Origin of the sequence: Methylobacterium sp. WL120, from assembly GCF_008039465.1 — a bacterium.
GTDB lineage: Bacteria > Pseudomonadota > Alphaproteobacteria > Rhizobiales > Beijerinckiaceae > Methylobacterium > Methylobacterium cerastii.
The window spans coordinates 30152-55566 of sequence record NZ_VRUT01000011.1 but is presented as its reverse complement, the minus strand read 5'-3'; the positions used below and the strand labels follow the sequence as shown (position 1 = coordinate 55566).

Below are 25415 nucleotides of genomic sequence, written 5' to 3'. Positions count from 1 at the left end.
GCCTCCGCGGAGGCGCCGGTGACGCTGGCGCGGCGCGGCGGCACCCTCGTCGTCGCGGTCGGCGCCGGGCAGGGCGCCGGCACCGTGACCCTCGTCGGGTTCGATCCGAGCCACGCCACCCGGGTCGCCCGCGGCGAGAACGCCGGCCGCACCATCGCCCAGGCCAACGTCGTCCGCGCCGTGTCCGACCTCGGCCGCTGGAGCGGTCAGGCGGCGACCTGGGAGACTCCGCTCCCGGCCGGCGCCGACGCCGCGGTGATCGTGCAGGGCGCCGACGGCCGGATCTTCGGCGCGGCGCGGCTCGGGCCGGCCACCTGATACCAAGTCTCATGGGTCAGAACCCATGCGATCCGGCGGACGACCGCCGCCCCGCAGTCGCGGGGGGGGCCGAACCTCGATGAGTCGGGCTCAGCGAGGTTCGGCATGAGCGTAACCTTCACGCCGCCCCGGCGAAGACGGATGCGGGCGATGGGCGCCCGACGTCGTTCCTGAGGCTCGCCGATGTTCCTGTCCGCCGTCGGCCCGGCTCCCACGCTGCGGGTGCGTTCCCCCGGCGGCGCCGTTGCGCTAGGGTCGGGGACACGACGCGGCGACAGGGCGGCGATGGCGCTCGAGGACAGTCTGGCGACGGCGATGGCCGCGGCGCAAGGCGGCGATGCGGCGGCCTACCGCCGGCTGCTCAACGCCTGCCTGCCGGTGATCGCAGGCATCGCCCGCGCGCAAGGCGTGCGCGGCGAGGCGGTGGACGACGTGGTGCAGGACACCCTGCTGACGATCCACAAGGCGCGGGCGAGTTACGACCCGGCGCGGCCGTTCCTGCCGTGGCTGCGCGCCATCACCCAGCGCCGGGCGATCGACCGGCTGCGCCGCGCGGGGCGCCGCCCGCAGGAAGTGCACGACCCCCTCGCCTACGAGGCCCACGCCGACGCAGGGCCCGCCCCGAACACCCGCATCGAGGCGGACGAGCGCAACGCCGCGCTGGCGCGGGCGGTGGCGGCGCTGCCGGACGGGCAGCGTCAGGCGGTGGAGCAGCTCGCCTACGCTGAGCGCTCGCTGGAGGAGGCGGCGGCGCTCACCGGCCGCAGCAAGGGTGCGCTGAAGGTGAACCTGCATCGCGCCCTGAAGGCGCTGCGCGGCACGCTGGCCCGGGACAAGGAGGGCGGCGATGCCTGAATCCGTGCACGAATCCCTGGTCGAGGACCTCGTCGGCGGCCTCGCGCCGGTGCGCCGGCTCAGCCCGCCGGCCTGGCGCGCGGCGGCCTGGCTCGCGGCTGTGCTGGCGGTCGCCGCGATCCTGATGCCGATGGCCGACATGGACAGCCTGCGCATGCGCCTCGCCACGCCGGACCTGCGCATCGCGGCGCTCTGCGCCGGGCTCACCGCGATCACCGCCGCGCTCGCCGCCTTCATGACCAGCGTGCCCGGCCGCTCCCTGCGCTGGGGGCTTCTGCCGCTGGTGCCGGCCGCGTTCTGGGTCGGCGCGAGCGGGCTCGGATGCCTGCGCGGCTGGCTCGCCCCCGGCACCACCCCGGCCGACGGCCACGCCATGGAGGGCTGCTTCGCCTTCCTCGTCGGCGTGTCGCTGCCGCTCTCGGTGCTGCTCGTGGTGATGTTGCGCCGCGCCTGCCCGCTGCACCCGAACCTCACCGCGGCGCTCGGCGGCCTCGCGGCGGCCGCGGCGGCGGCGACCCTGCTCGTCCCGTTCCACCCGCACGACGCCACCGCGACCGACCTCCTGATCCACGCCGTCACCGTGCTCGGCGTGATCGGGCTGAACGGAATCTTCGGCGGGCGGCTGCTCGGGGGCGGCCCGGATGCGGGCGTGCGCGCCCGGAACGATCGATCCTCCGGCGGCGGTTGACCTTACCACTATGGCAAGCTTCACGGTGGCCCACATCCCCGTGAGGAGCCTCGACCCCATGCGAAACATCGTCCGCCCCGCCGCGATCGCGCTGGCCGCCACCTTCGCCGGCGCGGCGCTGGCACAGAGCACGCCGCCGCGCATGGACCACGATAAGATGGGTCACGAGCACATGGACCATGCCGGGCGCCATCCCGCGCCGGCCGCCGGCGAGGCGCCCTCGACCCAGGCGTTCCGCGCCGTCGACGCGCGGATGCACGCCGACATGGCGATCCGGTACAGCGGCGACGTCGACGCCGACTTCGTGCGCGGCATGATCCCCCACCACGAGGGCGCCATCGGCATGGCGCGGGTCGCGCTGCAATACTCGAAGGACCCGGAGGTGCGGGCGCTCGCCGAGGAAATCGTCAAGGCGCAGGAGGGCGAGATCGCCCGGATGCGGGCGATCCTGGCGCGGACGGGCGCGAAGTAAAACGCGCTCTGCGGCTCCGAACGTTCTGTCGTGAGCCCCGATCCCGTTCGGCGCGGGTGCGGCCTTGACGGATCGGACGTTCGGCATCTTATAGGCATCCTGCGTACAGGAAGAACCGGTGTCGGCCTGCAAGGTTCGGATCGTCGTCGATCATGCCGCCAGCGACGACCCGATCTTCACGGTCGAGGTGCGGACCCCCTGGGGTTCGCTCGATGTGATGGCCGAGGTGACGCTGTCGGGACGCGTCCTGGAGCTGAAGGGCATGCACGTCGGCGGCGACCCGACGACGAAGTGGGGCGCGGCCGTGCTCCGCGACATCGCGCAGGGGGTCATGGAGGAATTGGATGTCGACGCGATCCACGTTGTTGGCGGCGTTCGGACCACGGGTGCAAATCCGGGACGAGACCCTCGTCCGCGACGGCTCCGCCGAACGCCTCAACCTCAAGCGGCTTCCGGGCTCGCACCTCGACACGGTGGCGGCGGCCCGCGCCCTGGTCCGTAGGCACCTTCCGGTGAAGGCCGCCCACGCGGTCATGACGGAGGTGTTCGACAAGGGCGAGGCCTATGTCGAGCTCCCGAAGGTCGAGAGCCTGAGCCGCCTCGCCTCGGAGCTGACGGCGTTGGGCATCGCGGTCCGCAAGCACGGGCCGGACCCGATCTCCGTCCGGAGCGTGCGCGAGGCCCTGCGGCTCTCGCAAGCTCAGTTCGCGCTCCGGTTCGGGCTGGAGGAGGCGACGGTCAAGAATTGGGAGCAGGGCAAGTCGAAGCCGAACGCCACGGCCATGACATTGATCTGGACGATCCATCGCCACCCCGAGGCGGTCGTCGACGCCCTTGCCGTGAGCGGAATCGCGTCCGAGGCGGAGCCAGTCGCCCACGCTTCGGCGGCTCTGGATTCCGGGCTCCGCTTCGCGGCCCCGGAATGACGGGGTGTTTGGCCAATGCCCGAGCGGCATGACCCGTGATCATCGGAGCCGACCCTGCCCTTTCGCCCGAATCGTGCTAGGCTTCGCCCCGATGCTTAGCGCCCGGCACCTCCTTCGACGGCTCGCTGCGATCCTTCGGGTCGCGGCGCTCCTCGTCATGGTCCCGGCCTTCGCCCAGGCGCATGCCGGGCACGCGCACGCGAACCACACCGGCGCCGGCCATCCCGCGGTCGGCTATTCCGGGGTCGGCCACATCCTGAACGCGGCGGCCCAGCCGGGTCCCGCGATGCAGGCGGCGGTCGTCGCCGCGGGAGACTCGGCGTCCGACCGGGCGGATTGCATGGCCTGCCCGGGCTGCTGCTGCGCCCACGTCTTCGTCGCGGCCACGGATGGAGACGGCGTCCGCTCCGACGACTTGAACGGCCTCCGCGTCGCGATGGGGCCGGAGACCGCGCGCCCGAGCGCGGTGCCCGAGGCCCTTCCCGAGCCCCCTCGACCCTTCGCCTGAGACCGCGCGCCGCCGGCCGGCGCGCACGACGCGGCTCGTCTGGTCGAGCCGCGCTCCGTCCCGATGCGAAAGTCGACCTCCCATGACGATCCGGCTTCCCGCCGCCTTTCCGGCGCCCCTCGTGGCGTCTCTTGCGGCGTTCCTGGCGACCGCCGCGCTCACCCTCGGCCTATGGGCCGGCGCGGCGCGCGCCCACGAAGGCCACGACCATTCCGAGGCCGCCGCGGCGCCCGGCGTCGAGGCCCCGCGCGGCACGTCCAGCACCGACGCCCTCGAACTCGTCGCGGTGGCGCGCGACGGACGGCTGACGGTGTTCCTCGACCGCGCCGACACCAACGAGCCCGTCGCCGACGCGACGATCACGGCGGAGACGCCGGCGGGCCAGGCGACGGCGGTTGCGGCGCCCGACGGCAGCTACCGCCTCGACGCCCCCTGGAGCGCGACGCCGGGCGCGTACGACGTGCTGTTCACGGTGACCGTCGGCGGCAGGGCCGACCTGTTCCCGGTCGACCTCGACGTCCCGGTGCCCCCCGCCCCGGCGGTCGAGCCCGCGCCCTGGCATGCGGGCCTCGCCGTCGCCCACGATTTCGGCGCGCACCTGCGCAGCGCCGACCCGATGCCGTTCCTCGTCGGGGGCGCCGGCTTCGTGCTCGGCATCCTCGCGACGGTGCTGATGCGAGCCCGCCGGGGCGTCGCGGCGGTCGCGCTCCTTGTGCTGGCGGCCGGGCTGCTGTTCGCGCCCTCCGCCTTCGCGCACGGCGACGACGACCACGACGCGCCGACGCCGATGGCCGCCGCCGGCGCACAGGACCTCGCCCGGCGCCTGCCCGACGGGTCGGTGTTCGTGCCGAAACCCACCCAGCGCGTGCTGACGCTGCGCACCCTCGTCACCGCGTCGGGCGTGCTGGCGCGGACCACGGAGCTGCCGGGCCGGATCATCGCCGACCCGAACGGCAGCGGCGTGGTGCAATCCTCGGTCGGCGGCCGGCTGTCGCCGCCGGAATCCGGCCTGTTCCCGCGCCTCGGCTCGCCGGTGCGCAAGGGCGAGGTGCTGGCCTTCGTCACGCCGCCGGTCCAGGCGGTGGACGTGTCGGACATGCGCCAGCGCCAGGGCGAGCTCGACCAGCAGATCGCCATCGTCGCGCGCCGGGTCGAGCGCTACCGCAAGCTGAGCCCCGGCGGCGCGGTCTCGCAGGTCCAGATCGACGACGCGGACGCCGAGCTCAAGGGCCTGGTCGACCGCCGCAAGGCCCTCGACGGCGTCCGCTCGCAGCCCGAAGCGCTGGCGGCGCCGGTCTCGGGGGTGGTCGCCGAGGCCAACGCGGTCGCCGGCCAGATGGCGAGCCCGGGCGCGATGGTGTTCAAGATCGTCGATCCGGCCCGTCTCTGGGTCGAGGCCCTGAGCTTCGACGCGCTGGCCAGCACGGCCGACGCCACCGCGCGGCTCGCCGACGGGCGCCGGCTCGAGCTGGCCTACCGCGGCGCCGGCCTCGCCGACCGCGCCCAGGCCGTGCCGATCCAGTTCGCCGTGCGCGACGCGCCGCCCGAGCTGCGCACCGGCCAGTTCGTGACCGTGCTCGCGGCCACCGACACCCAACAGACCGGCCTCGCCCTGCCGCGGCTCAGCGTGGTGCGCGGCGGCAACGGCCAGACCCTGGTCTACGAGCACGTCGCGCCGGAGCGCTTCGCGCCGCGCGAGGTCCAGGTCGAACCGCTCGACGCCGCCCGCGTGCGGGTGGTCTCGGGGCTGAAGCCCGGGCAGCGGATCGTGACGCAGGGCTCCGAACTCCTCAACCAGATCCGCTGAGGAGGCCGGCATGTTCACGTTCCTCGTCACGCAGGCCCTGCGCAACCGGCTGGCGGTGCTCGCCATCGCCGCGATCCTCGTCGTCTACGGCGCGTTCACCGTCACGCGCCTGCCGGTCGACGTCTTCCCCGACCTCAACCGGCCCACCGTCACGATCATGAGCGAGGCGGAAGGCCTCGCCCCGCAGGAGGTCGAGCAGCTCGTCACCTTCCCGCTGGAGACGCAGATGAACGGGCTGCCCGGCGTCACCCGCGTGCGCTCGGTCTCGGGCGTCGGCCTGTCGGTGGTCTATGTCGAGTTCGACTGGGGCACCGACATCTACCGCAACCGCCAGCAGGTGGCCGAGCGCCTCGCCATGGCGCGGCCGCAGCTGCCGGCGGAGGTGAGCCCGACCATGGGGCCGATCTCCTCGATCATGGGGCAGATCGTCATGGTCGCGCTCACCGGCGACACGGTCGACTCGATGCGCCTGCGCGAGATCGCCGACTTCACGATCCGGCCGCGCCTGCTGTCGATCCCCGGCGTGGCGCAGGTGATCCCGATGGGCGGCGAAGTGCGCCAGTTCCGCGTCGCGCCCCAACCCACGGCGCTGCGGGCGCTCGGCGTGACGCAGGCGCAGCTCGAGACCGCGTTGGCGCAGTTCGGCACCAACACCGGCGGCGGCTTCACCGACCAGTACGCCCGCGAATACCTGATCCGGAACCTCGGCCGGACCATGAACCTCGACGACCTGCGCAACATGGTCGTCGCCACCGTGGACGGGCGGCCGGTCTACCTGCGGCAGGTGGCGGAGGTGTCGTTCTCCGCCAAGGTCAAGCGGGGCGACGCCGGCTACATGGGCGCGCCGGCGGTGGTGATCTCGGTGGAGAAGCAGCCCGGCGCCGACACCGTCGCGCTCACCGCCCGGATCGAGGCGGCGCTCTCGGAGATCACCGCGACCCTGCCGGCGGGCGTGCGCGCCGACCGGCTGATCTTCCGGCAGGCGAACTTCATCGAGACCTCGATCCGCAACGTCGAGCAGGTGCTGGTGGAAGCGATCGTGGTGGTGGCGATCGTGCTGTTTGCCTTCCTGTTGAACCTGCGGACCACGGCGATCTCGCTCACCGCGATCCCCGTCTCGATCCTGGCGACGGCCATCGCGTTCCACCTCGCCGGCCTGTCGATCAACACGATGACCCTCGGGGGGCTCGCCATCGCCATCGGCGAGCTCGTCGACGACGCGGTCGTCGACGTCGAGAACATCTTTCGCCGGCTTAAGGAGAACCGCGCGGCGGGCGACCCGCGCTCGACCTTCGCGGTGGTGGTCGCCGCCTCGCAGGAGGTGCGCTCAGGCATCGTCTACGCGACGATGGTGATCGTGCTGGTGTTCGTGCCGCTGTTCGCCCTCTCCGGCATCGAGGGCCGCCTGTTCGCCCCGCTGGGCCAAGCCTACATCGTCGCGATCCTGGCGAGCCTCGTGGTCTCGATCACCCTGACGCCGGTGATGGCCTACTACCTCCTGCCCGGCCTCAAGCGCCTCGACCAGCACGAGAGCGGGTTGATCCGCCGGCTCAAGCGCGCGCTGGCCGCGACCCTGCGCGTGGCCCTGCCCCGCGGGCGCCCGATCCTGCTCGCGGCCGCGGTCGCGGTCGCGGCGGCCGGCGTCGCGGCGGCGTGGCTGCCGCGCGCCTTCCTGCCGCCGTTCAACGAGGGCTCGTTCACCGTCAACATGACGTTCAACCCCGGCATCTCGCTGCCCGAGAGCAATCGGATGGGGCTGGTGGCCGAGCGCCTGCTCCTGGAGATCCCCGACGTGCGCTCCGTCGGCCGCCGCACCGGCCGGGCCGAGCTCGACGAGCACGCCGAGGGCGTCCACTCCTCCGACCTGGAGGTGGACCTGAAGCCCGGCGCCCGGGCCAAGGACGCCCTCGTCGCCGACATCCGCTCCCGCCTCGCCCTGCTGCCGGTCGGCGTCAACGTCGGCCAGCCGATCTCGCACCGGCTCGACCACATGCTCTCGGGCGTGCGGGCCGAGATCGCCCTGAAGATCTTCGGCGACGACCTCGACACCCTGCGCAGCCTCGCCGGAGACCTGCGGCAACGCCTGGCCGCGATCCCCGGCATCGCCGACCTGCAGGTCGAGAAGCAGGTGCTGATCCCGCAGCTCGAGGTCCGGGTCGACTACGCCCGGGCCGCCCTCTACGGCGTGCAGCCGGCGGCCCTCGTCGAGCAATTGAGCCGGCTCTCGAACGGCCAGGTGGTCTCGCGGGTGGTGGACGGCGTCCGCCGCTTCGACGTGGTGATGCGGCTGTCCGACACCCAGCGCACGACCCAGGCGCTCGGCGACCTCCTGGTCGAGACGCCGTCCGGCTGGGTGCCCGCGCGCCAGATCGCCGACATCCGCGAGACCGACGGCCCGAACCAGATCCTGCGCGAGAACGCCAGGCGCAGGATCGTCGTCCAGGCCAACACCGCGCCGGGCGCCGACATGGGCCGGGTCGTCGCCGCCATCCGCGAGCAGGTGGACGCCACCCGGTGGCCGCCGGGCTACGCCACGAGCCTCGAAGGTTCGTTCCAGGCGCAGGGCGAGGCGGCGCGCACCATCGGCCTGCTCTCGCTCGTCTCGCTGGCGCTGGTCTTCACCCTGCTCTACGGGCGCTACCGCTCGGCGGTGCTGACCCTGATCATCCTCGGCAGCATCCCGCTGGCGCTGATCGGCTCGGTGGTCGGCCTGTGGCTCGCCGGGCAGCCGCTCTCGGTCGCCTCGATGATCGGCTTCATCACCCTCACCGGCATCGCCACGCGCAACGGCATCCTGAAGATCAGCCATTGGCTCAACCTCGCGATCCACGAGGACCTGCCATTCGGGCCAGACCTCGTGATCCGCGGCAGCCTGGAGCGGTTGACGCCGGTGCTGATGACGGCGCTCGCGGCCGGCATCGCGCTGGCGCCGCTGCTGGTCGGCGCCGACGCGCCGGGCAAGGAGATCCTGCACCCGGTGGCGGTGACGATCTTCGGCGGCCTGATCAGCGCGACGCTGCTCGACACGGTGCTGACGCCGATCCTGTTCCTCGCCTTCGGCCGCAAGCCGCTGGAACGCCTGCGAGCCGCCGCCCGCGCGGAGGCGCCGACCGGAGTTGCGACGGCCGAGGCGTTTTGACGGGTCGTTCCGCTACGTCTCCCTCCCCCTAGGACCGCCGCGCAGTCAGACGACGGCTCCGGTACGGATCGCGCGAGACGCACCGCGGCTCCTTCTCCCAGGGGAGAAGGCTGGGATGAGGGGCGTGACCTCTCCGGCCAATTCTTGCCCCTCACCCCAACCCTCTCCCGCCCGGGAGAGGGGACCCGCGCTTCGTCGCGAAGATGTCGAGGCCTTGCGAAGGGCCTTCGACAGACCTCCCCCCGTAAAACCCAGGAGCCCCTCATGCGCCCCATCCTCGCCACCGCCCTCTTCCTCACCCTCGCCGTCCCGGCCTTCGCCGCCGGCCCGAACGGCGGCGTCGTGGTGGTGGCGGACGGGCATCCGATCGAGTTCGTCGCCTCGGACGCCGCGCTGACCTTCTTCGTCACCGACGACGACGGCGGCCCGGCCAGGACCGTCGGCGTGACGGGCAAGGCCTTCGTCCAGGCCGGGGGCCGGACCGAGACGGTGGCGCTGGCCGGCGCGGAGCCGAACCGGCTCGTCGGCGCGCTCAAGGCGCCGCTGCCCGCCGGCGCCAAGGTGGTGCTGTCGGCGCGGATGCACGGCCACACCCTGCAAGCCCGCTTCGAGAGATGAGCCCTGCCCTTTCGGTGATGCGCCCGATGCCGTAAGGCCCGCGGGACCACACCAGGGCCTTTCCACCGCATGATACGCCTCGAAAAGATCGGCAAGCAGAACGGCCGGCAGATCGTCTTCATCGAGGCGTCGGCCGCCCTGCAGAAGGGCGAGAAGATCGGCCTCGTCGGCCCCAACGGCGCCGGCAAGACCACCCTGTTCCGGATGATCACCGGCGAGGAGGAGCCAGACGAGGGCCAGGTCTCCACCGATCGCGGCGTCACCATCGGCTATTTCAGCCAGGACGTCGGCGAGATGTCGGGCTGCAGCGTGGTCTCGGCGGTGATGGACGGCGCCGGCCCGGTGAGCGCGGTCGGCCTGGAGATGAAGGCGCTGGAGGCGGCGTTCACCGATCCCGACCGGGCCGACGAAATGGACGCGCTGATCGCCCGCTACGGCGAGGTCCAGGCGCGCTTCGAGGAGCTCGACGGCTACGCGCTCGAAGGCCGGGCCTACGAGGTGCTGGCCGGCCTGAGCTTCAGCCAGGAGATGATGGACGGCGACGTCGGCAAGTTGTCGGGCGGCTGGAAGATGCGCGTGGCGCTGGCCCGCATCCTCCTGATGAACCCGGACGTGATGCTGCTCGACGAGCCGTCGAACCACCTCGACCTGGAGAGCCTGATCTGGCTCGAATCCTTCCTCAAGGGCTTCGAGGGCGCGCTGCTGATGACCTCGCACGACCGCGAGTTCATGAACCGCATCGTCGGCAAGGTGATCGAGATCGACGGCGGCACCCTCACGACGTTCTCCGGCGACTACGCCTTCTACGAGCAGCAGCGGGCGCTGAACGAGAGCCAGCAGCAGGCGCAGTTCGAGCGCCAGCAGGCGATGCTGGCCAAGGAGATCAAGTTCATCGAGCGCTTCAAGGCCCGGGCCTCTCATGCCGCCCAGGTGCAGAGCCGCGTGAAGAAGCTCGACAAGATCGAGCGGGTGGAGCCTCCGAAGCGCCGGCAATCCGTGACGTTCGAGTTCCAGCCGGCGCCGCGCTCGGGCGACGACGTCGTGATGCTCAAGGGCGTGCACAAGCGCTACGGCAGCCGCACGATCTACGAGGGCCTGGATTTCGGCATCCGCCGGCGCGAGCGCTGGTGCGTGATGGGCGTCAACGGCGCCGGCAAGTCGACGCTTCTGAAGCTCGTCACCGGCTCGGCCGCGCCCGACGACGGCACGGTCGCGGTCGGCGGCAGCGTCAAGCTCGGCTACTTCGCCCAGCACGCCATGGACCTGCTCGACGGGGATCTGACCGTCTTCCAGGACCTGGAGAGCACCTTCCCGCAGGCCGGCCAGGGGTCATTGCGGGCGCTCGCCGGCTGCTTCGGCTTCTCGGGCGACGACGTGGAGAAGCGCTGCCGGGTGCTGTCGGGCGGCGAGAAGGCGCGGCTGGTGATGGCCAAGATGCTGTTCGACCCGCCGAACTTCCTGGTGTTGGACGAGCCCACCAACCACCTCGACATCGGCACCAAGGCGATGCTGATCGACGCGCTGTCCAGCTACGAGGGCACGATGCTGTTCGTCAGCCACGACCGCCACTTCCTGGCCGCGCTCTCGAACCGGGTGCTCGAACTCACCCCTGACGGCATCCACCAATACGGTGGCGGCTACACCGAGTACGTGGCCCGGACGGGTCAGGAGGCACCGGGCCTGCGCAGCTGAAGGCGCGACGAGGGCGGTGACCTTCGCGCCTGCGTAGACCGCGAGCTGTTCGAGGCGCCTATACGTGGTCCCACCCAGGGAAGACGGCGGCCGACCGCACGACCATGCGTTGCAGACCTCGCCCTAGTCTTGTCGAATCCTTTAGGTGATTGACATAGGTTAGGGTTATCGCGGGCCGAGGCCGATCGCGGTCCGCGCCAGCAGGGGTCGAAGAACGTGTCGCTGCCCTTGCTCTCCTTCTCCAGCAAGGCCCTGCGCCCGGCCGTCGGGTTCGACGCGTATCACGCCCTCTACGCGACCGGCGCCGACGTGACGCGCACGGACGGGGCGTTCCACGCCGAGGTGCGGGCCTACCGCTTCAACCGCATGCTGGTGTTCGAGCGCCGGCTCGCCGGCGTCGGCCACGACCGCGACGTCGCCCGCGTCCGCCGCGACGGCTTCGACCACCTCACGCTCCACCTGCTGCTCTCCGGCAGCCTGATCGCCGGCGCGGAGGGAGAGGAGCGCCGCCTGCGCCCGGGCGAGATCCTGGTCATCGACACCAGCGCGCCGCAGCGGAACCGGTGCGACGACACGCACACGATCACCGTGGCGGTGGCCCGCGACCAGATCGGGACGCTGATCCCGGACCCGCGGGCCTTCCACGGCACGGTGCTGTCGCAGCGGGTGGCCGGCGTGATCGCCGACCTGATGATCTCCTTCACACACCGCGTCGAGGCGCTGACCCCGGACACGTCGGACCAGTTCGGCCCCGTGCTCGGCATGCTCCTGGCCGCGGCCCTCAAGGGAACGCCGCCGGGTGCCGAGGCCGTCGCCGCGTTGGGGCAGCCCGACGGCGGACGCCGCCGGAAGGTCGAGGCGTTCATCGAGGCGCACCTGTCGGACCACGGCCTCGACGCCGACGCGATCGCCGGCGGCGTCGGGATCTCGCGCACCGTGCTGTACCGGTGCTTCGCCGCGGACGGCGGCGTCGCGCGCTTCATCCAGCTGCGGCGCCTCGAACGGATCCGCAACGTGCTGCGCCGCCGCGGCGGGGCGCACCCGCTGGCGGCGATCGCCCACGCGCACGGCTTCTCCAGCAAGCAGCACCTCAACCGCGCCTTCCGCTCGACCTTCGGCCGCCCGCCGGGGCAGTTCCGGAGCATGATCGAGCAGCTGCGACGCGCGAAGGACCCGGGCGACGGCCGGACCCAGCCGCTCAACGACTGGCTGATCGAATTGTACTGACGCGGGGATGCGCTGATCCGGCCCGCCCGGACAGGCAAGGACCGCCCGCGGCGAAGCCTGCGTACGGCAACCGTTCCTCAGCACATCCGTGCGAGCGTGCCGTGTGCCGGCTGTGGCGTCGGCGCCACCATCCACCGAACCAGCGCGCAGCACACCCAACACGCTTTGACGCGGGGGCGCGATGGGTTTAAAGGGCTTAACTGAAGTTAAAGCAAGAACCGTGCCTATTGCGTAACAACGCGGGGCGCGGCCTGTTCACCGAAGAGGACCGAGGCGACGCGATGAGTTTGCTGCAACGGCTGGAAATGCGCCAGGGCCAGTCCCTGGTGATGACACCGCAGCTTCTGCAAGCGATCAAGCTCCTCCAACTCTCCCAGCTCGATCTTGCGGCCTACGTCGACGCCGAGCTGGAGCGCAACCCGCTGCTGGAGCGCGCCGAGGCCGAGCCGACCGACGGCCCGGGCGAGGCCGCGGGCGCGGAACCCGCCGCCGAGGCCTTCGCGGACGGGGCGGAGTGGAAGGCGACCGAGGTCGACCCGGGCCGCGGCGAGATCGACGGCGACTTCGACGCCCGCCTTGACAACGTCTACCCCGACGACGCGCCGAGCCCGATCCGCGAGGCGGCCACCGGCGACATGCTCTCGCTGACGCCCGCGCCCTACGGCAACACCGGCGGCAGCTTCGATTCGGAGGCCCCGGACTTCGAGGCGACGCTCACCGTCGAGACGTCGCTCCGCGAGCATCTCGGCCGCCAGCTCGACCTCGCCACCCGCGACGCCACCGACCGGCTGATCGGCGGCTTCCTGATCGATGCGGTGGACGAGGCCGGCTACCTCCGGGAATCGATCGATGCGGTGGCCGAGCGCCTCGGCGCCTCCCTCGACCGGGTCGCCGGCGTGCTCAAGCTCGTCCAGAGCTTCGATCCGGCCGGCGTCGCCGCGCGCGACCTCGCCGAATGCCTGGCGCTGCAGCTGCGGGAGAAGGACCGGTTCGACCCGGCGATGCAGGCGCTGGTCTCGCGCCTCGACCTCGTGGCCAAGCGCGACTTCTCCGCCCTCCGGCGCCTGTGCGGCGTCGACGACGAGGACCTCGTCGAGATGCTGGGCGAGATCCGCCGGCTCGATCCCAAGCCCGGCCGCGCCTTCGGCTCGAGCGGCGTCGAGGTGCTGATCCCCGACGTGTTCGTGCGCGCCGCCCCCGACGGCTCCTGGCTGGTGGAGCTCAACGGCGAGGCGCTGCCCCGCGTCCTGGTCAACCAGAGCTACTACGCCCGCGTGGTGCGCGGCGCGAAGGCGGAGGGCGACAAGGCCTTCCTTTCCGAGGCGCTGCAGACCGCGAACTGGCTCACCCGGAGCCTGGAGCAGCGGGCGCGCACCATCCTCAAGGTCGCCACCGAGATCGTGCGCCAGCAGGACGGGTTCTTCGTCCACGGCGTCACGCACCTGCGGCCCCTGAACCTCAAGACGGTCGCCGAGGCGATCGGCATGCACGAATCCACCGTCTCGCGCGTCACCTCCAACAAGGCGATCGGCACCAGCCGCGGCACCCTGGAGATGAAGTACTTCTTCACCGCCGCGATCCCCGGGGCCGCCGGCACCGCCGCCCACTCCTCGGAGGCCGTGCGCCACCGCATCAAGCAACTCGTGGACGGCGAGACCTCGGACGACGTGCTCTCCGACGACGCCCTGGTGCAGAAGCTGCGCCACGAAGGCGTCGACATCGCCCGCCGCACGGTGGCGAAGTACCGCGAATCCCTGCGCATCCCCTCGTCGATCGAGCGCCGCCGCGAACGCTACGCGCAGGGCGGGATGGTGGCGGGGGTGATGATGGCGCGGTGAACGCGCCGCGAGCGGGCTCTTCGCCCGCCGCGCTGGAGGATGACGGCGCTGCCGCGCAGGGCGGTTTCAGGCCCGCCCCGGCGGTTGGACCGTGACCGGCAAGGCTTCTCACGTCCGTTGACTTCGCCTGCGCCGGCTTCTCTACTCCGTCCCCCGTCACGCCGACGGGTCGGCGTTCCGCCGAATCCCGCTCGCCGCGGTCGGCGGGCGAAAGACCAGGGTCAACCGCACCGGAGGATACATGGGGTCATTGCGCGTCACGGGCCACGGCCTGGACCTCGGCGAAGCCCTCAGGGGCCGAGTCGACGAGCGGATGGCGGCGACCCTGTCAAAATACCTCGACGGGCACATGAACGAGAGCAGCACCGGGCATGTCACGCTCCGGCGCGACGGCACCGCCTACCGCACCGATTGCGTGCTGCACCTCGTCTCCGGGCTCACCATCGAGGCGTCGTCCACCGCGCACGACCCGCGCGCCAGCTTCGAGCAGACCGCAGACCGGCTGGAAAAGCGCCTGCGCCGCTACAAGCACCGGCTCAAGGAGCACGCCCAAGGACCGAACGGGGGGCCGAACGGCGCCGCGATCGAGGCGGCCTACGCGGTGTTCGCCGCGCCCGAGGACGACGAGGACGAGGACGAGCCCGACGACGGCGCGAGCCACCCGCCGATCGTGGCCGAGAGCACCAAGACCCTCAAGCGCCACTCGGTGAGCGAGGCGGTCACCGCGCTGGACCTCACCGGCGCCCCGGTGATCGTCTTCGTGCACGCTGGCACCGGGCGCATCAACGTCGTATACCGGCGCAGCGACGGCGCGATCGGCTGGGTCGACCCGCCGAGCGCGGCGGCCTGAGCCGAGGACGCCGGAACCGGCCTTCGGGGCGGGGATTGGTGTTTTTGGGGCGCGGCCGCGCGGACAACGCGGTGCGCGCCCTCTTCATGGGGGCGTGGCCCCCATGGTTCGAGAGCGGGCGGGCGGTCTTTCGATGCCGATGCTGGAATTCCTCGATCCGGATTCCGTGGTGCCCTCGCTCCGCGCCCGGGCCAAGAAGCAGGTGCTGCAGGACCTGGCCGCCCAGGCGGTCCGCCGCCTGCCGACGCTCGACGTCCGCGACGTCTACGAGACCCTGCTGCAGCGCGAGCGCTTGGGCTCCACCGGCATCGGCGACGGCGTCGCGATCCCGCACGGCAAGCTGCCGGGCCTCGACCGGCTGTTCGGGCTCGTCGCCCGCCTCGACCGGCCGGTGGACTTCGAATCCCTTGACGGCCGCCCGGTGGACTTCGCCTTCCTGCTGCTCGCCCCCGAGGGCGCGGGCGCCGACCACCTCAAGGCCCTGGCCCAGGTGGCGCGCATCCTGCGCGAGCCCGGCATCCTCGACCGCATCCGCGCGGCGCGCGACGCGCACGCCCTCTACGCGCTGCTCACCCACACCTCGACCTCGCAGGCCGCATGACCGGGCGTCGCGTGAGCCGGCCTCGGGTCTTGCCGTTCGCCGTGGCGGCGACGCTGCTCGCCGTCCCGCACGCCGCGCGGGCGCAACAGGGCGCGGCCGACGGCACCTGCGCCCGCGACATGCTCGTCGCCCAGTCGATGCAGCGCCAGGCGATCGACCAACTCGAGCAGGCCGACGGCGACGACGCCAAGAGCTGCCGGATCTGGCGCCGCCACGTCGACACCATGCGCCGCGTCGCCGGCGTCTACGGCCGCTGCCTCTCCGGCGGCGAGCGCGGCGCGCGCCTGAGCCAGGTGCAGGACTCCGAGAAGGAATTCTCGGCCGCGATCAAGGCCCGCTGCCGGGGCTGACCCGCCGGCTGGGCTGCCGCCCACCTTCGTTCCCGACGGCTTGCCGAGTGCGCCCCCCTCTCCCCGCTTGCGGGGAGAGGGCTCGGCCGACCTCGTCGTCGGCCGAGCGAGGCGGCAGCCGACGGTGAGGGGCCGATCCGGATGAGCCTCCTCCGTTCGCTCACCCTCGCTTCGGCTCAGCCTTTCGCTTCCCGGCTGCACGACGGGGTGCGGCCGGGCCTCTCCCCGCATGCGGGGAGAGGGGGACCCCACGGTTCATCCGATGGGGCGAGGCGTTTACGAGGCACGAAATGCCCGGCTTTCCGGTGCGTCTCAGCGCTCATCGCGAAACCGTTCCCGGGAAAACGACAATTTCTCGCGAAACGCCACGCTTTCTTGAGCCGGCGCGAAGATGTCTTCGAAGAATATAGTTCGGAACGCTTGGGGCTGCGACGGGATTGATTGGGGGTAACAGTAGAGGAAACCGCCTTGCAACGCCATCTGACTGCCATCGCGCTCGTGACCCTGCTCGGGACCGGCATCGCCTCCGCTCAGACCACGACCACGGGCACCCCCGCGCCGGACGCAAAGTCCAGCGAGAAGTCCGGTGGTCAGGAGGCCGTGACGCGGCCGAACACCGACCGCCCCGACGCCTCCAAGCCGGCCACCGCCAACGCGGCCGCGAACGCGAAGCTGGAGGAAGGCGCCAACAGCTTCACCGAAGCCCAGACGCACAAGCGCCTGGAGGATGCCGGCTACAAGGACGTCCGCGGCCTGAAGAAGGACGACAAGGGCATCTGGCGCGCCGAAGCCGTGCTGAACGGCAAGCCGGTCAAGGTCGGCGTCGACTTCAAGGGCAACGTCGCCGCGCAGTGAGCGCCGTCCCCGGACGGTTCGAGCGCAGCCGCGCGATTTTCGACGACATCCAGGATTTGACCATGGCACATCAGACCATCACCGCCCTCTACGACGACTACGACGCGGCCAGCACGGCAGTGACCCGCCTTGAGGCCGCCGGCGTCTCGCACGGCGACATCAGCGTCGTCAGCAACAACGAAGGCGACCGGCATGCCGGCCGCCTCGGGACCGGCGACCACGCCGACACCGCGCACAAGGCCGAGACCGCGGCCGGCACGGGCGCTTCGCTCGGCACGGTGGTCGGCGGCGCGACCGGCCTCCTCACTGGCCTCGGCCTGCTCGCGATTCCCGGCGTCGGCCCGGTCGTCGCCGCCGGCTGGCTCGTGGCGACCCTGACCGGCGCCGGCATCGGCGCCGCCGCCGGCGGCCTCGTCGGAGCCCTGACGGGCGCCGGCATCAGCGAGACCGACGCCCACACCTACAACGAGGGCATCCGCCGCGGCGGCACCCTCGTCACGGTGCGGGCGGACGAGGCCCACGCCAACACGGTGATGGACATCCTCGAGGAGCACGGCTCGGTCGACGTCGGCGAGCGCTCGAACAGCTGGCGCTCCGAGGGCTGGAGCGGCCCCGCGCTGACCGCATCGGACCCGGCCGGCCCGACGCCGACGAATGGCCTGCCGCCGAACGCAGGCGGCCGCCCCGGCGTCCGCACCTACCCCGCCCGGCCGCTTTAAGCGGTCTCGCTTAGGGTCCGTCGCCCCGGCGGCGGCCCACGATCTTCAGCCCCGCGGCGCCCCGGCGCCCGGGGCTGATTCGTGTTCGGAAGACAAAGGGGCGTCTAGCGCAGGTCGCGCAGCAGCGGCTCTGCGACCATCCGTACCGGTGCCTTCACAGGCTTGCCGCGGCCGATCAGGATCGCGACGCGGGAGCTCTCCGGATCGGTCTCGAACCGGGTGCGGACCCAGGCCACCAGGAACTTCAGGTATTCCGACGCCAGCAGCTTGGTGGCCGAGGGGCTGTGCCACCAGTCGGCGCCGTCGAACCCTTCGGCGATCACCGGATGGGGCACGATCCGGTCGCCCCCCTGCAGGGCGTGGTCGAGTTCGATCAGCGTCCGCGGCATGTGGTAGTTGGAGGTCACCACCGCGACGGTGCTGAAGCGGTTGTGGCGCATCCAGCGCCGGGTCTCGATGGCGTTGCCGATGGTGTTGCGCGCCCGATAGTCGAGGTCGACGCAGCAATCGATCCAGTGGCGCTGCGTCGGGTTGAGCCGGGCGATCTCGTCGCGGCTGGTGCGCTCGTTGACGCCGGTGATCAGCAGGCGCCGGCCGTAGCCGCCGGCCAGAAGGTCGATCGCGTCGCCGATGCGCTGGGCGCCGCCGGTGAGCGCGACGATGCCGTCGGCGCGGCCCTGCGGCACCCGCTCGCTGCGGTCCAGGGCGGCGACGAAGGCGAGGAAGCCGGCGACCAAAGCCACCGCGGCGAGGCCACCGAGGCCGAGGATCGTCAGCGCCACCGGGCCGAGGGGCCGCGCGGCCGGCGCCGCGGGCACCGAGCGCGGCTCGGCATCCCAGACCCAGCCGGTGAGCTCGGCAAGCTCGTCACCCGGGCCGGCCCGTCTCGGATCGAAGGCGCGCGCCATACGCGTGGTCATGCTCGCTGAGGATAGCGCCGAATGCGGCGGGGCGGAGGCGACATTTGCGGCGGCGAATCCTTTCCGGAGGGTTAACGGTTCGCCAAGCGCTTTCGATCACGGAGGTTTTCGGAGCGGTTCGCACAGGTCGCCCGGTCGCGCCCTCAGGCCAGGAAGCGCCGCACGGTCAGCCGGGAGATCACGGCGGTGACGAGCGAGGCGATGACGCCGATCGCCATCACGCTGGCATAGCCGCGCCAGCCGATGTGGAAGGCGCCGAACAGCGCCTCGACCTCGTCGCCCGCCGGGCCCGACCGCCAGTTGCGGGCGAGCAGCCCGGCCAGCGCGAAGGCGGCCAGCGCCGCCGCCGAGCCGATGATGCCGCCGCGAAGCCCGAGGCCGAAGAACCGCCGCTGGAAGGCGCGGGCGATGAAGTCGTCGTCGGCGCCGACGAAGTGCAGCACCTCCACCACCTCGCGGTTGCCCGCCATGGCGCCGCGGGTGGCGAACGCGACCGCGAGGCCGGTGGCGATCAGCACCAGGGCGACGATGCCGACGCCGATGCCGACGAAGGTGTTGGCCGCGGTCGAGAGCCGCTGCAGCCAGAGCGCGTGGTCGTCGAGGCTGGCGACCCCCGGCATCGCCTCGGTGAGGCCGGCACGCAGGTGCTTGAGGTCGGGCGCCTGGTCGCCGAGCTTCAGGGTGATGAGGCGCGGCACCGGCAGGTCGGAGAGGTCGAGGCCGCTGCCGAGCCAGGGTTCGAGCAGGCGCTCGGCGTCCACCTTGGAGAACACCCGCGTCGCGGCGATGCCGGGCTCGGACTTGGCGATGGCGTCGGCCCGCGCGATGTCGGCGTCGAGGTCGCGGCCCGGCGCCGGGCGCACCTGGATCGTCACCTCCTGCGCCACCGTGCCCTGCCACTGCCCGGCGCTCGACGCGACGATCTCGGCCGCCCCCGCGCAGAGGCCCGCCAGGAAGGTGAGGATGGCGATGACGGCGGCGAGCGACCGGCTCGCGGCGGAATCGGTCGGCACCAGGGGCGCGTTGCGCCGCAGGGTCGGGGGAAGCGCCGGCTCGGCCGCGGGCCGATCGACGGGCTTGCGGGCGGCGGCCTGGGTGCGTTCGCGGGTTGCGTCCATCAGCCTTCGATCCGCAGGCGGCCGTCGCCGATCACCATCCGGCGCGCATCGACCGAATCCATGATCCCGAAATCGTGGGTGGCGATGATCACCGAGGTGCCGAGCTTGTTCAGTTCGAGGAAGAGCCGCAGCAGGCGGCGGCCGAGGCTCGGGTCGACGTTGCCGGTGGGCTCGTCGGCGAGCAGCAGGTCGGGGCGGGCGATCAGCGCGCGGGCGATGGCCGCGCGCTGCTTCTCGCCGCCAGAAAGCAGCGGCGGCAGCACGTGCATGCGCTCGCCGAGGCCCACCCAGCGCAGCAGCTCGACCACCTCGGCCCGGTAGCTGGTCTCGGCTCGGCCCTGGACGCGGAGCGGCAGCGCGACGTTCTCGTAGGTGGTGAGGTGGTCGAGCAGGCGGAAATCCTGGAACACCACGCCCATCCGGCGCCGCAGCCCGGTGAGCGACGCGCTGGAGATGCCGCTGACCTCGTTGCCGAACACCGAGACCAGCCCGCGGGTCGGGCGCACCGAGAGCAGGATCAGCCGCAGCAGCGTCGTCTTGCCGGCGCCCGACGGCCCGGTGAGGAACTGGAACGAGTGCGGCTGGATGCGGAAGCTCACGTCGGACAGCACCTCCGGCCCGAGGCCGTAGCGCATGCCGACGTTCTCGAACTGGACCACCGGCCCTTCCGCGCCGGAGAGCAGGCTTTTCGTCGTCGCCGTTTCGCGCAAGGGCCCGCCCGCTCCCGTTCCATCCCGTCCACGACGGGATGACCGCCGCGCATGGCCATTTCAAGCCGGTTCTCAGCAGTTTCACCGGAGCTTAACCCTAACCGCCGAGGATCGCCCAAGGGTTTTCGCCGCAGGTCCCGCGCGGCGGCGCCCGTCACCGAGCGTGCCGCGTATGCTGATCGTCTGCCCGACCTGCGCCAGCGAGTACCGGATCGACACGGCCCGCGTCGGGACCGAAGGGCGCTCGGTGCGCTGCGCCGCCTGCCGCGAGACGTGGTTCGTGTCGCCGGCGGAGGTCGTCGCCGCCCACGAGGCCGAATTGCAGGCGGCGAGCGCCGCCGCCGACGAAGCGGTCTCCGCGGAGGCCTGGGCCGAGGCCTCGGCCGCGGTGCGCGAGGCGGCGACCCCTGAGACGATCGACAACGTGCCCGACGCCCCGCGCCGCGCGAAGGCGGGAAAGCCCAAGCCCGGCTACAAGCCGCTCGGCAAAGGCGCGGGCAAGGGCGCGGGCAAGGGCGGCGTCGCCGCGCTGTCGCCGGCGCTCGCCGCAGGCCTCGTGGTGCTGGCCGCGATCCCCCTCGCCTGCCTCGCCCGCGTGCAGGTGGTGCAGGCGCTGCCGCAGGCGGCTGGGCTGTTCGCGCGCATCGGCCTGCCGGTGAACCTGCGCGGCATCGAGATCCGAGACGCCACCGCCCTACGGAACCAGGCCGGCGGCGAGCGGCCGGGCGAATTGGTGGTCGAGGGCGACCTCGTCGGCACCGCCCGGAACGGGATGCCGGTGCCGCCGATCAGCGTCCTGGTGCGCGACGCCGCCGAGCGGGTCGTGAAGACCTACACCATCGCCCCGCCGCGCAGCCGCCTGGCGCAGGGCGAGACCGCGCGGTTCGCCGCCCGCTTCCCCGATCCGCCCGAGCAGGGACGCGGCATCGAGGTCCGCTTTGCGGATGCGGTCAAGGCGGAAGACGTGAAGGTGGAGATGAAAGGTGATGTGAAGATGGATGTGAAGGGTGATGTGAAGACGGATTCCGCCACGCCCTGACGCATTTTCGAGCACGGGGCCGTGGTCTGCGCGCGCGGGAATGGGCTATGAAGGGCGCATGACCACCACGCCCTCCCGACGCGTCCGCGTCCTCTTCGACGAAGCCACCATCGCGACGCGCAACGAGGCGTTGGCGCGCGAGATCAAGGCCGCCGCCCCGCAGAACCTGCTGGTGGTGGCGGTGCTCAAGGGCAGCTTCATGTTCGCCGCCGACCTTCTGCGCGCCCTGCACCGCGTCGGGTTGTCGCCGCAGGTCGAGTTCGTTCACCTGTCGAGCTATCGCACCGGCACGGTCTCCTCCGGCCAGGTCGAGATCCTGCGCGACGTCCAGAGCGAGGTGCGCGGCCGCGACGTGCTGCTCGTCGACGACATCCTCGAATCGGGCCGCACGGTGGTGTTCGCCAAGGACCTGCTGATGGCCCGCGGCGCGTCCCGCGTCCTCACCGCGGTACTGCTGGAGAAGCCCGGCAAGCGCGCGGTGCAGATCGACGCGGACTTCGTCGGCTTCACCTGCCCGGACGCCTTCGTCGTCGGCTACGGCATGGATGCCGCGCACGCCTTCCGGCAGCTGCCGTTCGTCGGCGTGGTCGACTACGACAGCCCCGATCCGGACCTGTTCGGCGGCGCTTGAGCCGCGATCCGGCGCGGCATTTTCGCAACCCGCATGCGGCGCACTACATCGTGCGCCGAAATGTCTTGACAGGGCGGCCCTTGTTTAGACGTTCTCCAGGCATGACCGGGCTGCACGGCCCTTCTTCGACGGATCGAATACAGGCGACATGGCGCGCATCCTTCTGGTGGATGACGAAGAGACGGTCCGCGGCTTTCTCAAACGGGGCCTCGAGATCGATGGCCATGTCGTGGTCACGGCGATCGACGGCAGCGACGGCCTCGACCGGCTGAACGAATCCGACGGCGCCTTCGACCTGATGCTGACCGACATCCGGATGCCGCTGATGGACGGCATCGCGCTGGCGCTCGCGGCCAAGCGCGACTTTCCGGACTTGACCATCCTCCTGATGACGGGCTTCGCCGACCAGCGCGAACGCGCCCGCGGGCTCGACGCCATCGTCACCGACGTGCTGACCAAACCGTTCTCGCTGGCGGACCTGCGCGCCACGGTGAGCCGGGCGCTGGCCGCCTGAAGGGGCGGCCACCCGCACCGCTTTGAGAGCATCCCCTCTCCCCGCATGCGGGGAGAGGGCTTTGCCGACCTCGTCGTCGGCAAAGCAAGGCGGCAGCCGAAGGTGAGGGGCTTGGCCGGACGAGGCTCCTCCGGAAGCTCCCCCTCACCGTCGCTTCGGCTCCGCCTGCGCTACCTGGCTGCACGACGCGGTGCAGCCCGGCCTCTCCCCGCGTGCGGGGAGAGGGGAAGTCGGCTCCACCTCACACCACCAAGTTCACGATCCGCCCCGGCACGACGATGACCTTGCGGGGCGTCCGGCCTTCCAGCGCCCGCTGGACCGTCTCGTCGGCGAGCACCAGGGCCTCGACGGCGGCGGCGTCCGCGTCGCGCGGAACGGTGACGTCGCCGCGCTTCTTGCCGTTGACCTGGACCGGCAGGGTCACCGCATCCTCGACCAGGAGCGCCGGGTCGAAGTCCGGCCACGGCGCCTGCGCGACGAGCCCGTCGCGGCCGAGCACCGCCCAGCAGCTCTCCGCCAGGTGCGGCATCATCGGCGCGATGAGCTGGACCAGGATGCCGGCGGCCTCGCGGCCGGCCGCCGCCGAGGCGCCACCACGGAACGCCTCCTCGAGGGCGTTGGCCAGGGTGTAGACGTGGGCGACGCAGCGGTTGAAGCGCAGGCGCTCCACGTCCTCGCCGAAGGCGGCGAGCGCCTTGTGCGCGGCCTTGCGCAGGGCGAGGTCGCCGTCGCCGGAGCCCGAGGCCGCGACGGCCGCGTTCACCAGCCGCCACACCCGCTGCACGAAGCGGGCGGCACCCTGCACGCCCTCCTCCGTCCAGATCACGTCGCGCTCAGGCGGTGAATCCGAGAGCATGAACCAGCGTGCGGTGTCGGCGCCGAAGGAGGCGATGATGTCGTCGGGATCGACGACGTTCTTCTTGGACTTCGACATCTTCTCGATCGGCCCGATCGCGATCGGGCCGGAGGTTTCCACGTGGAACCCGCGGCGCTCGCCGGCCTCCGTCGTGAGGCGCACGTCGGCCGGCGGCACCCAGGCGCCGGCCTCGTCCTTGTAGGTCTCGTGGACGACCATCCCTTGCGTGAACAACCCGGCGAACGGCTCGGAGACGCCGGACCAGCCGGTCGCCTGCATCGCCCGCATGAAGAAGCGCGCGTAGAGCAGGTGCAGGATCGCGTGCTCGATGCCGCCGATATATTGATCGACGGCAAGCCAGCGGTTGACCGCCGCCGGGTCGGTCGGCCGGTCGGCGAGCCAGGGCGCCGTGAAGCGGGCGTAGTACCAGGACGAGTCGACGAAGGTGTCCATCGTGTCGGTCTCGCGCCGCGCCGCCGCGCCGCAGGACGGGCACGGCACGGTGCGCCAGGCGTGGTCGCGCTCCAGCGGGTTGCCAGGCTGGTCGAACGAGACCGCCTCGGGCAGCTTCACCGGCAGGTTCGCCACCGGCACCGGCACCGGGCCGCAGGCGTCGCAATGGATGATCGGGATCGGGCAGCCCCAGTATCGCTGGCGCGAGACGCCCCAGTCGCGCAGGCGGAACTGCACCTTTCGCGCTGCGACCGGCGCGCCGGACAGCACCTCGCCTTCGAGGCGACTCGCCACCGCTTCGAAGGCTTCGTCCGTGGTCAGGCCGTCGAGGTCGCGCGAGTTGATCATCCGCCCGTCGCCGTCGAAGGCGGTGTCGGTGATCACGAAGGTGGCTGGGTCCTGGCCCTCGGGGCAGACCACGGGCGTGTTGCCGAGGCCGTACTTGTTCGCGAAATCGAGGTCGCGCTGGTCGTGCGCCGGGCAGCCGAACACCGCCCCGGTGCCGTACTCCATCAGCACGAAGTTCGCGACGTAGACCGGCAGCGTCCAGGACGGGTCGAGGGGATGGCGCACGGTGAGCCCGGTGTCGTAGCCGAGCTTCTCCGCGGTATCGATCGCCGCCTGGGCCGTGCCCATGCGGCGGCACTCGGCGATGAAGTCCTGCAGCTTGGCGTCGCCGGGGGCCAGGGCGGCCGCCAGGGGATGGTCGGCGGCGATGGCCAGGAACTTGGCGCCGAACAAGGTGTCGGGCCGGGTCGTGTAGACCTCGACCTCCCGGATGGTCGCGTCGGCCGCGCGTTCCGCGAAGGCCGCCTCGGCGTCCGGCGACAACGCGAACCGGACCTGCAGCCCCTGCGAGCGGCCGATCCAGTTCTTCTGCATCAGCCGGACCTTCTCCGGCCAGCGCTCGAGCCCGTCCAGCGCGTCGTAGAGGTCCTGCGCGAAGTCGGTGATCTTGAAGAACCATTGCGTCAGCTCGCGCTGCTCGACGAGCGCGCCGGAGCGCCAGCCGCGCCCGTCGATCACCTGCTCGTTGGCGAGCACGGTGTGGTCGACCGGGTCCCAGTTCACCTTGGCGGTGCGGCGCGTGACCAGCCCCTTGCCGAGGAAGTCGAGGAACATGCGCTGCTGGTGCTTGTAGTAGTCCGGATCGCAGGTCGCGACCTCCCGGCTCCAGTCGAGCGACAGCCCCATGGATTGCAGCTGCCCGCGCATCGTCGCGATGTTGGCGTAGGTCCAGTCGCGCGGGTTGGTCTTGCGCTCGATCGCCGCGTTCTCCGCCGGCAGCCCGAAGGCGTCCCAGCCCATCGGGTGCAGCACCGCGAAGCCCTTGGCCCGCTTGTAGCGCGCCACCACGTCGCCCATCGCGTAGTTGCGCACGTGGCCCATGTGGATGCGCCCCGACGGATAGGGGAACATCTCCAGCACGTAGTATTTCGGGCGGGTGTCGGCGTTGTCGGCCTCGAACAGGCGCGCCTGCGCCCAGGCCTCCTGCCAGCGCGGCTCGGAATCCTTGGCGTTGTAGCGCTCGAGGGTCTGGTGGCTGGGCGGGTTCGTCATGGCGTCGTCGGGAACCGGGATCAGGCGGGGCGGGCCGGGGAAGCGGCGGCGTTAGCACATTCGCGCCGGGCTCGGCCAACGGATCTACCTGCTCGGCCGAGGGCGTCGAGCGAGCGAGAGCTTTGCACCGCGGGCGCGATCCCGGCATTGA

24 protein-coding genes are annotated in these 25415 nt (G+C 71.8%); 20 read left to right on the top strand and 4 right to left on the bottom strand.

The features are described from left to right. The 17 genes from FV229_RS04160 to FV229_RS04080 all read left to right on the top strand — a co-directional run. Positions 1-318: DUF1223 domain-containing protein (locus tag FV229_RS04160; RefSeq protein WP_147750737.1), on the top strand; the 318-nt coding region annotated here is incomplete at its 5' end. A 285-nt stretch (positions 319-603) separates the two neighbouring features. Beyond that, positions 604-1173 carry a sigma-70 family RNA polymerase sigma factor gene (locus FV229_RS04155; RefSeq protein WP_147750736.1) on the top strand — a complete coding sequence of 190 codons (570 nt, stop codon included), beginning with the start codon at positions 604-606 and terminating at the stop codon, positions 1171-1173. Then, a complete protein-coding gene (locus tag FV229_RS04150; protein ID WP_147750735.1) occupies positions 1166-1861 on the top strand; it encodes an NrsF family protein in 696 nt (231 codons plus the stop codon). Before FV229_RS04155 ends, FV229_RS04150 begins: the two co-directional genes overlap by 8 nt. Positions 1862-1919: 58 nt before the next feature. After that, a complete protein-coding gene (locus FV229_RS04145) occupies positions 1920-2333 on the top strand; it encodes a DUF305 domain-containing protein (RefSeq protein WP_238271104.1) in 414 nt (137 codons plus the stop codon). A gap of 386 nt (positions 2334-2719) precedes the next feature. Further along, positions 2720-3259 (top strand): type II toxin-antitoxin system MqsA family antitoxin, encoded by a 540-nt coding sequence (locus tag FV229_RS04140; protein ID WP_210246582.1) that lies wholly within the window; start codon positions 2720-2722, stop codon positions 3257-3259. A gap of 91 nt (positions 3260-3350) precedes the next feature. Further along, positions 3351-3767, top strand: coding sequence for a hypothetical protein (locus FV229_RS04135; RefSeq protein ID WP_147750733.1), 417 nt, complete (start codon positions 3351-3353; stop codon positions 3765-3767). A gap of 82 nt (positions 3768-3849) precedes the next feature. Then, positions 3850-5574 (top strand): HlyD family efflux transporter periplasmic adaptor subunit, encoded by a 1725-nt coding sequence (locus FV229_RS04130; RefSeq protein WP_147750732.1) that lies wholly within the window; start codon positions 3850-3852, stop codon positions 5572-5574. A gap of 10 nt (positions 5575-5584) precedes the next feature. Continuing rightward, positions 5585-8713, top strand: coding sequence for an efflux RND transporter permease subunit (locus tag FV229_RS04125; protein ID WP_147750731.1), 3129 nt, complete (start codon positions 5585-5587; stop codon positions 8711-8713). A gap of 264 nt (positions 8714-8977) precedes the next feature. After that, complete coding sequence (locus FV229_RS04120) at positions 8978-9331, top strand: hypothetical protein (protein ID WP_147750730.1); 354 nt, start codon at positions 8978-8980, stop codon at positions 9329-9331. Between the two features lie 69 nt (positions 9332-9400). Next, the gene (locus FV229_RS04115) at positions 9401-11023 is read left to right on the top strand and encodes an ABC-F family ATP-binding cassette domain-containing protein (RefSeq protein WP_147750729.1); all 1623 of its coding nucleotides are present in this window, start codon (positions 9401-9403) and stop codon (positions 11021-11023) included. A gap of 216 nt (positions 11024-11239) precedes the next feature. Next, complete coding sequence (locus FV229_RS04110; protein ID WP_147750728.1) at positions 11240-12250, top strand: helix-turn-helix domain-containing protein; 1011 nt, start codon at positions 11240-11242, stop codon at positions 12248-12250. A 281-nt stretch (positions 12251-12531) separates the two neighbouring features. Beyond that, positions 12532-14088: an RNA polymerase factor sigma-54 gene (gene rpoN / locus FV229_RS04105; protein WP_147750727.1), complete on the top strand. Its 1557-nt coding sequence runs from the start codon at positions 12532-12534 to the stop codon at positions 14086-14088. Between the two features lie 241 nt (positions 14089-14329). Further along, complete coding sequence (gene raiA / locus FV229_RS04100; protein ID WP_147750726.1) at positions 14330-14938, top strand: ribosome-associated translation inhibitor RaiA; 609 nt, start codon at positions 14330-14332, stop codon at positions 14936-14938. 133 nt (positions 14939-15071) lie between these two features. Then, positions 15072-15539 carry a PTS IIA-like nitrogen regulatory protein PtsN gene (ptsN, locus tag FV229_RS04095; protein ID WP_147750725.1) on the top strand — a complete coding sequence of 156 codons (468 nt, stop codon included), beginning with the start codon at positions 15072-15074 and terminating at the stop codon, positions 15537-15539. A gap of 53 nt (positions 15540-15592) precedes the next feature. After that, complete coding sequence (locus FV229_RS04090) at positions 15593-15889, top strand: hypothetical protein (protein WP_246688045.1); 297 nt, start codon at positions 15593-15595, stop codon at positions 15887-15889. Between the two features lie 468 nt (positions 15890-16357). Next, positions 16358-16744, top strand: a complete 387-nt coding sequence (locus FV229_RS04085; protein WP_147750723.1) for a PepSY domain-containing protein — start codon at positions 16358-16360, stop codon at positions 16742-16744. A gap of 62 nt (positions 16745-16806) precedes the next feature. Further along, entirely contained in the window at positions 16807-17463 is a 657-nt protein-coding gene (locus tag FV229_RS04080) for a hypothetical protein (protein WP_147750722.1), read from the top strand. Positions 17464-17567: 104 nt separating this feature from the next. On the opposite strand, the gene FV229_RS04075 is transcribed toward FV229_RS04080, so the two are convergent. The 3 genes from FV229_RS04075 to ftsE form a co-directional block, all read right to left on the bottom strand. Next, a complete protein-coding gene (locus FV229_RS04075; RefSeq protein ID WP_246688043.1) occupies positions 17568-18383 on the bottom strand; it encodes a YdcF family protein in 816 nt (271 codons plus the stop codon). Positions 18384-18526: 143 nt separating this feature from the next. Next, entirely contained in the window at positions 18527-19501 is a 975-nt protein-coding gene (locus FV229_RS04070) for an ABC transporter permease (RefSeq protein WP_147750721.1), read from the bottom strand. Continuing rightward, positions 19501-20211 (bottom strand): cell division ATP-binding protein FtsE, encoded by a 711-nt coding sequence (gene ftsE, locus FV229_RS04065; RefSeq protein WP_147750720.1) that lies wholly within the window; start codon positions 20209-20211, stop codon positions 19501-19503. The genes FV229_RS04070 and ftsE overlap by 1 nt, the downstream gene beginning before the upstream one ends. A gap of 172 nt (positions 20212-20383) precedes the next feature. Here ftsE and FV229_RS04060 point away from each other — a divergent pair, with 172 nt between their 5' ends. The 3 genes from FV229_RS04060 (at position 20384) to FV229_RS04050 (ending at position 22395) form a co-directional block, all read left to right on the top strand. Beyond that, positions 20384-21250, top strand: coding sequence for a zinc-ribbon domain-containing protein (locus FV229_RS04060; protein ID WP_147750719.1), 867 nt, complete (start codon positions 20384-20386; stop codon positions 21248-21250). Between the two features lie 58 nt (positions 21251-21308). Next, positions 21309-21881, top strand: a complete 573-nt coding sequence (hpt, locus tag FV229_RS04055; RefSeq protein WP_147750718.1) for a hypoxanthine phosphoribosyltransferase — start codon at positions 21309-21311, stop codon at positions 21879-21881. Between the two features lie 148 nt (positions 21882-22029). Beyond that, positions 22030-22395 carry a response regulator gene (locus tag FV229_RS04050; RefSeq protein ID WP_147750717.1) on the top strand — a complete coding sequence of 122 codons (366 nt, stop codon included), beginning with the start codon at positions 22030-22032 and terminating at the stop codon, positions 22393-22395. Between the two features lie 241 nt (positions 22396-22636). On the opposite strand, the gene leuS is transcribed toward FV229_RS04050, so the two are convergent. Continuing rightward, positions 22637-25264, bottom strand: a complete 2628-nt coding sequence (gene leuS, locus FV229_RS04045; RefSeq protein ID WP_147750716.1) for a leucine--tRNA ligase — start codon at positions 25262-25264, stop codon at positions 22637-22639. Positions 25265-25415 lie beyond the last annotated feature (151 nt).